Annotated in this window: 3 protein-coding genes; 2 read left to right on the top strand and 1 reads right to left on the bottom strand. The window is 70.8% G+C overall.

Going from position 1 to position 5,605, the window contains the following annotated elements:
• On the bottom strand, positions 1-2,831 hold a 2,831-nt coding region (locus ABSF49_RS19695), incomplete at its 3' end, for an Rne/Rng family ribonuclease (RefSeq protein ID WP_424114336.1).
• A 684-nt stretch (positions 2,832-3,515) separates the two neighbouring features.
• On the opposite strand from ABSF49_RS19695, the gene ABSF49_RS19690 reads away from it, so the two are divergent.
• Complete coding sequence (locus tag ABSF49_RS19690) at positions 3,516-4,856, top strand: N-acetylmuramoyl-L-alanine amidase (protein ID WP_424114335.1); 1,341 nt, start codon at positions 3,516-3,518, stop codon at positions 4,854-4,856.
• Between the two features lie 171 nt (positions 4,857-5,027).
• On the top strand, positions 5,028-5,605 hold a 578-nt coding region (locus ABSF49_RS19685; protein WP_424114334.1), incomplete at its 3' end, for a transglycosylase domain-containing protein.

Genomic DNA, 5,605 nt, shown 5'->3' with positions numbered 1-5,605 from the left:
TCGGGGGCCGCGTGGACCGCCGATTCGTCCGCCTTGGCCGCCGGTTCGACGGCGGAAGCGGGCGCGGGCGCGCGCGTCGGCGCAGCGGGGGCAGGGGCCTGCGAAATGACGACGGACGCCTCACCGCGGTCCGGGGTCGATTCGGCCGCCGCCGCGGACGGCGCGGCTTCCGGCTCCGCTGCGGACGGCGCAGCTTCCGGCTCCGCGGCGATCGGCTCGCGCGGCGGTTCGTCGAACAGGTTCGGCTCGGCTTCGCCCTCGACCGGGGCGATGTCGCTCGCCGGCGCCGGCGCGCCGAATCGCTCGCGATCGCCGCCGCCGCGCCGGCCGCGCCGGCCGCGCCGACGGCGCGCGCTCGGCGCCCGTTCGTCGTCCTCGGCCGCTTCGCCTTCGCCGCGCGTCGGCGTGGCGAAGTCGCCGCCGATTTCGGCCATGGCCGCCAATCCGTCATCGGTCGGCTGCGGCGCTTCGGCGCTGAACCCTTCGCTCGCCGGGCGCTCGCCGCGTTCGTTGCGCTCGCCGCCGCGCCGTCGCCGGCGCCGCCGTCGCGGACGGCTCGGTTCGCCCTCGCCGGCCGCGGCCGGCTCGGCTTCGCCGCGTCCCGCTTCGGCTTCGAATTCTTCGGCGGCGGGTTCCGCCTCGATCGCATCCTCTTCCTCGACCGCCTCGGGCTCGGCTTCGGCCTCGACCACGAAGTCCTCGCCGCCGACCGGCGACGCGCCGTAGCCGGCGTGCCGCGCCTCGGCGGGTTCGTCGGCCCGCAAGCCGGAGGTTGGCTCGCCGCGTTCGATCGCGTGATGGTTGGCGCCGGTCAGCGTGTCGTCGGCCTCGACCAGGATCGTGACGCCGAAGCGGCGCTCGAGATCACGCAGATGGGCGCGCTTCTGGTTGAGAATGTAGAGCGCGACCGGCGAGCGGGCGCGCACCGTCATGTCGTGCGTCGCGCTCTTGATCAGCGCGTCTTCGAGCAAACGCAGCACGTGCAGCGCGACCGACGCGGTCGAGCGCACCACGCCGGCGCCCAGGCAATGCGGGCAGACCACGGTCGAGCCCTCGAGCACGCCGGTGCGGATGCGCTGGCGCGACATCTCCAGCAGGCCGAAATGCGAAATGCGGCCGACCTGGATGCGGGCGCGGTCGTTTTTCAGCGCGTCCTTCATCCGCCGCTCGACGGCGCGATTGTTGCGGCCTTCCTCCATGTCGATGAAGTCGACGACGATCAGGCCGGCGAGGTCGCGCAGTCTGAGCTGGCGGGCGATCTCGTCCGCCGCCTCGAGGTTGGTGCGCAGCGCCGTGTCCTCGATGTTGTGCTCGCGGGTCGAACGCCCGGAGTTGACGTCGATGGCGACCAGCGCCTCGGTCTGGTTGATGACGATGTAGCCGCCCGACTTCAGCGTCACCTGGTTGGAGAACATCGCGTCGAGCTGGGCCTCGACGCCCGACTTGGCGAACACCGGCTGGCTGTCGCGGTAGGGCACGACGCTCTTGACGTGGGTCGGCATCAGCAGGCGCATGAAGTCGCGCGCCTCGCGGAAGCCCGATTCGCCGGCGACGACGATCTCCTCGACCTCCTTCGAGTAGAGGTCGCGGATCGCCCGCTTGATCAGCGATCCCTCTTCGTAGACGAGGGTCGGCGCGCTCGACGACAGCGTCGTCTCGCGCACCGTCTCCCACATCCTGAGCAGATATTCGAAATCGCGCTTGACCTCGGCTTTGGTGCGCGAGGCGCCGGCGGTGCGCAGGATGACGCCCATCCCCTCCGGCACTTCCAGATCGTCGGCGATCGCCTTCAACCGGCCGCGGTCCTGGGCGTTGGTGATCTTGCGCGAGATGCCGCCGCCGCGCGCGGTGTTGGGCATCAACACCGAGTAGCGGCCGGCGAGCGACAGGTAGGTCGTCAGCGCCGCGCCCTTGTTGCCGCGCTCCTCCTTGACCACCTGCACCAGCAGCACCTGGCGGCGCTTGATGACTTCCTGGATCTTGTACTGACGGCGCAGGCGCGGCGCGCGGCGCGGCGCTTCGTCGATTTCGTCGCCGCCGATCTGCTCGACCGCTTCGCCTTCGTCGTCGCCGTTGCGACGCGGCGCGCGCGCGGCGGGCTCCTCGCCGCCGCCGCCGAGCGTCGTCACTTCCTCTTCCTCGTCGTCGTCCTCTTCGCCGTCGGCGGCGGGCGACCCGCCCGCTTCGTCGCTCGGCGCGCGCGCGGCCTCGGCCTCGGTCGCCGGCGGCGCGAAGGCGGGCTCGGCCGCGGCGGGCGCTTCGGCGCTCTCAGGCTCGGGGACGGGGGCAGGCGATTCGTTGGCTTCCGCTTGGACGGCAAGCGCGTCGGCGTCGGGCGCGGCGACGTCGAACGCCGGCTCGTCGGCGGCGGCGGCGCCTTCGGCCGCGGCGTCCTCGTCGCGGACGGCTTCTTCGCCCTCGACCGGCGCGGCTTCGACGACGCGGTCGTCGTTGGCGGCCCGCATCTCCGCCTCGGCGCCGCGCCCGCGGCGATGGCGGCGGCTGCGACGCTCGCTGTTCGGCTCTTCTTCGTCTTCGCGGTGCGAGCGCGCCTCGTCTTCGAGCAGCGCCTGCCGGTCGGCGACCGGGATCTGGTAATAGTCGGGGTGAATCTCGGAGAAGGCGAGGAAGCCGTGGCGGTTGCCGCCGTAGTCGACGAAGGCGGCCTGCAACGACGGCTCGACCCGCGTCACCTTGGCCAGATAGATGTTGCCGCGCAGCGGCTTCTTGTTGGCCGATTCGAAGTCGAACTCTTCGACGCGGTTACCCTTCAGCACGACCACCCGGGTCTCTTCCGGGTGGGAGGCGTCGATGATCATCTTGTTTGACATGGTAAATTCTCTCGCGGCGCGACGACGCGGCCCGCGACGCCCTGTCAAAGGGCGTCGGGGCCGCGCGAACGGCGCCGATGGGTTGGGTTGATGCGAAAAACGGGAAAGATCGCGACTGGGCGACCGCGCCGCCGCGAACTTCGCAGCAGCGAAGCCGAGCGGCGCGGGCCGCCGGCGAATTCACTGGGGTTTCTTTGAGGATCAATGCTGGCGATTCTGGCATCGCGACCCTGAAACTCGGCGGACTCGACCTCGTCGCCATTCGAGGGGCGCCGTTCAAAGCGCCTGCGGCTCGCTTGGGGTCGCGTCCTCCGGCCACCGGCCGGCGACGCACATCCGCGCTTTTCGGCCGCAAACGCCCCACGCTTGGCGCAGGGAAGGCGGCGGAAGGGGCGCTCGTCGCGCCCGCGCGTCAGTTCTTTCCGCTCGTTCCCGGCGCCGAATCGCCTTGCGACGACGGCGACAGGTCGATGACGCGGAAACGACCCGAATGCGATAAGCTTACATAGGCGCCGTCGTTTGGCTTGGCAAGCAAATTCCCCGAGCGCCAAGCCGGCCGCGCGGCGCGGCGTAACGGCGGGCGAGCCGCCGCACCGGCTCGACCTCCGCGCGGCGGCGCGTCATCATTCGTTAACTGTTCGTGAACTATTGCGCTAAGAATGGCGCGCTGACTGCCGAGGACCGATGCCCTTTCGCCAAAAGTTGGCGGCCTTTGCTTTGGCGACCGCGGGGCTCGCGGCCGGCCTGACGGCTTGCGCGCCGTCGCTCGCCGACGAGGCGCCGCCGGTGGCGGTGGCGGCGCGACTCGCCGACGATGGCGAGGCGGCGAAGCTCGTCTTCGATCTCTCCGGTCCGGTCGCCGCCAATGCGCGCGCGCTGGTCGATCCCGACCGCATCGTCGTCGACATGGCCGAAGTCAGCTTCCAGATCGACCCGTCGGTCGGCCGGCCGCGCGACCGCGCTCAGGCGATCGTCAAAGGATTCCGCTTCGGCCTGTTCGGGTCGGGCAAGTCGCGGGTGGTGATCGACCTTGCCGAGCCGGCCTGCGTCGCCAAGGTCGAGACGGCGCCGATCGCCAAGGGCGCCGCGCCGTCGCGGCTGGCGATCGAACTCAAGCGTTGCGAGCCCGCCGCCTTCGCCGCCGCGGCGGCGCGCGACGCGCTGGCGATCGCCGGTCCCGCGCCGGCGGCGGCCGCGAGCGCCGCGGCGCCGGCCGCCGATCGGCCGGTGATCGTCCTCGATCCCGGCCACGGCGGGGTCGACGGCGGCGCCTTTGGCGTCGGCGGCGCGGTGGAGAAGACGCTCGTCTACGATTACGCGCTCGAGCTGCAGCGGCAGCTCGAGGCCAAGGGCCGCTTCAAGGTCGTGCTGACCCGCCACGGCGACGAATTCGTTTCGCTCGACGACCGGGTCCGCCTGGCGCGCGAGGCGCGAGCCTCGCTGCTGATCTCGATCCACGCCGACATGCTCGGCGGCGCGGCGGCTTACGTCTCCGGCGCGACGGTCTACACCTGCTCGGAGCGCGCTTCCGACGCCGAGGCGGCGCGCGTCGCCGCCCACGAGAACGCCGCCGACAAGGCCGCCGGCGTCGAGGACAAGGCGCAGGCGCCGGGGGTCGTCGACATCCTGTTCGACCTCGAGAAGCGCGAGACCCGCGCCTACGCCCACCTGTTCTCGCGCGGCGTCGTCGCCGAGCTGCAGGGCAAGACCCAGCTCAACAACAACCCCGAACGCTCGGCTGGCTTCGTCGTGCTGAAAGCGCCCGACTTCCCTTCGGTGCTGGTCGAGCTCGGCTATCTCTCCAACCCCAAGGACGTCCAGTCGTTGAAGTCGCCGGAATGGCGGGCGCGCACCGCGAGCGCGATGGCCGACGCCGTCGATCGCTTTTTCGCTCCCGCCCACGCCGCGGCCGCGCCGGCGGCCGGCGCCGACGCGCTCGCCGCATCCGAAAAGCCGGGGGCGACCGCGCCGGGCGGCCCAGGGGCGCCGGCCGGCGCGCCGCCCGTCGGGCCGGCCAAGCCGTGATTCGCGCCGCGCTTCATACTTCCGCCGCAGTCGCCAACGACAGGATGCGGCGCCGTCGAAGCAGGCCGCATGTTCCTGACAACGGCCGCGCTTTGGGTTAAGGAGCGCGCGCTACATCGCTCGCGGCCGGCCCTTCCGGCGACCGTCGCCGGGCTCATGCTGGATCGAAATATGCGCGGCATCGCCCGTTTCCTCGGTTTTCTCTTCGCGACGGGCGCGATCGTCTTCGTCATCGGCGCGGGGCTCGTCGCCGCGGTGATCTGGAAGTTCGAGCAGGACCTGCCCGACTACAGCCAGCTGAAGAACTACGAGCCGCCGGTGATGACGCGCGTTCACGCCGCCGACGGCAGCCTGCTCACCGAATACGCGCGCGAGCGGCGCCTCTATCTGCCTTCCGCCGCGATCCCGCCGCTGGTCAAGGAGGCGTTCATCGCCGCCGAAGACAAGAATTTCTATTCGCATCGCGGCTTCGATCCCGAGGGCATCCTACGCGCCGGCTTGGTTTTTCTGCAGGGCGGCAAGCACGTGCAAGGCGCCTCGACCATCACGCAACAAGTCGCCAAGAACTTCCTGCTGACCTCGGATCGAACCTTCGAGCGCAAGATCCGCGAAATCCTGCTCAGCGTCCGCATCGAGTCCGCCTATTCCAAGGACAAGATCCTCGAGCTCTATCTCAACGAAATCTATCTCGGCCTCGGCAACTACGGCGTCGCCGCTTCCGCGCTCGGCTATTTCGACAAGTCGGTGCA

The organism is Roseiarcus sp., assembly GCF_049514155.1.
Taxonomy (GTDB): domain Bacteria; phylum Pseudomonadota; class Alphaproteobacteria; order Rhizobiales; family Beijerinckiaceae; genus Roseiarcus.
The sequence above is the reverse complement of the archived record's forward strand: the minus strand, read 5'-3'. Positions and strand labels throughout refer to the sequence as shown.

Coding starts and splice junctions, on each gene's coding strand:
- ABSF49_RS19690 (WP_424114335.1), top strand. CDS start 3,516: ATGCCCTTTCGCCAAAAGTTGGCGGCCTTTGCTTTGGCGACCGCGGGG.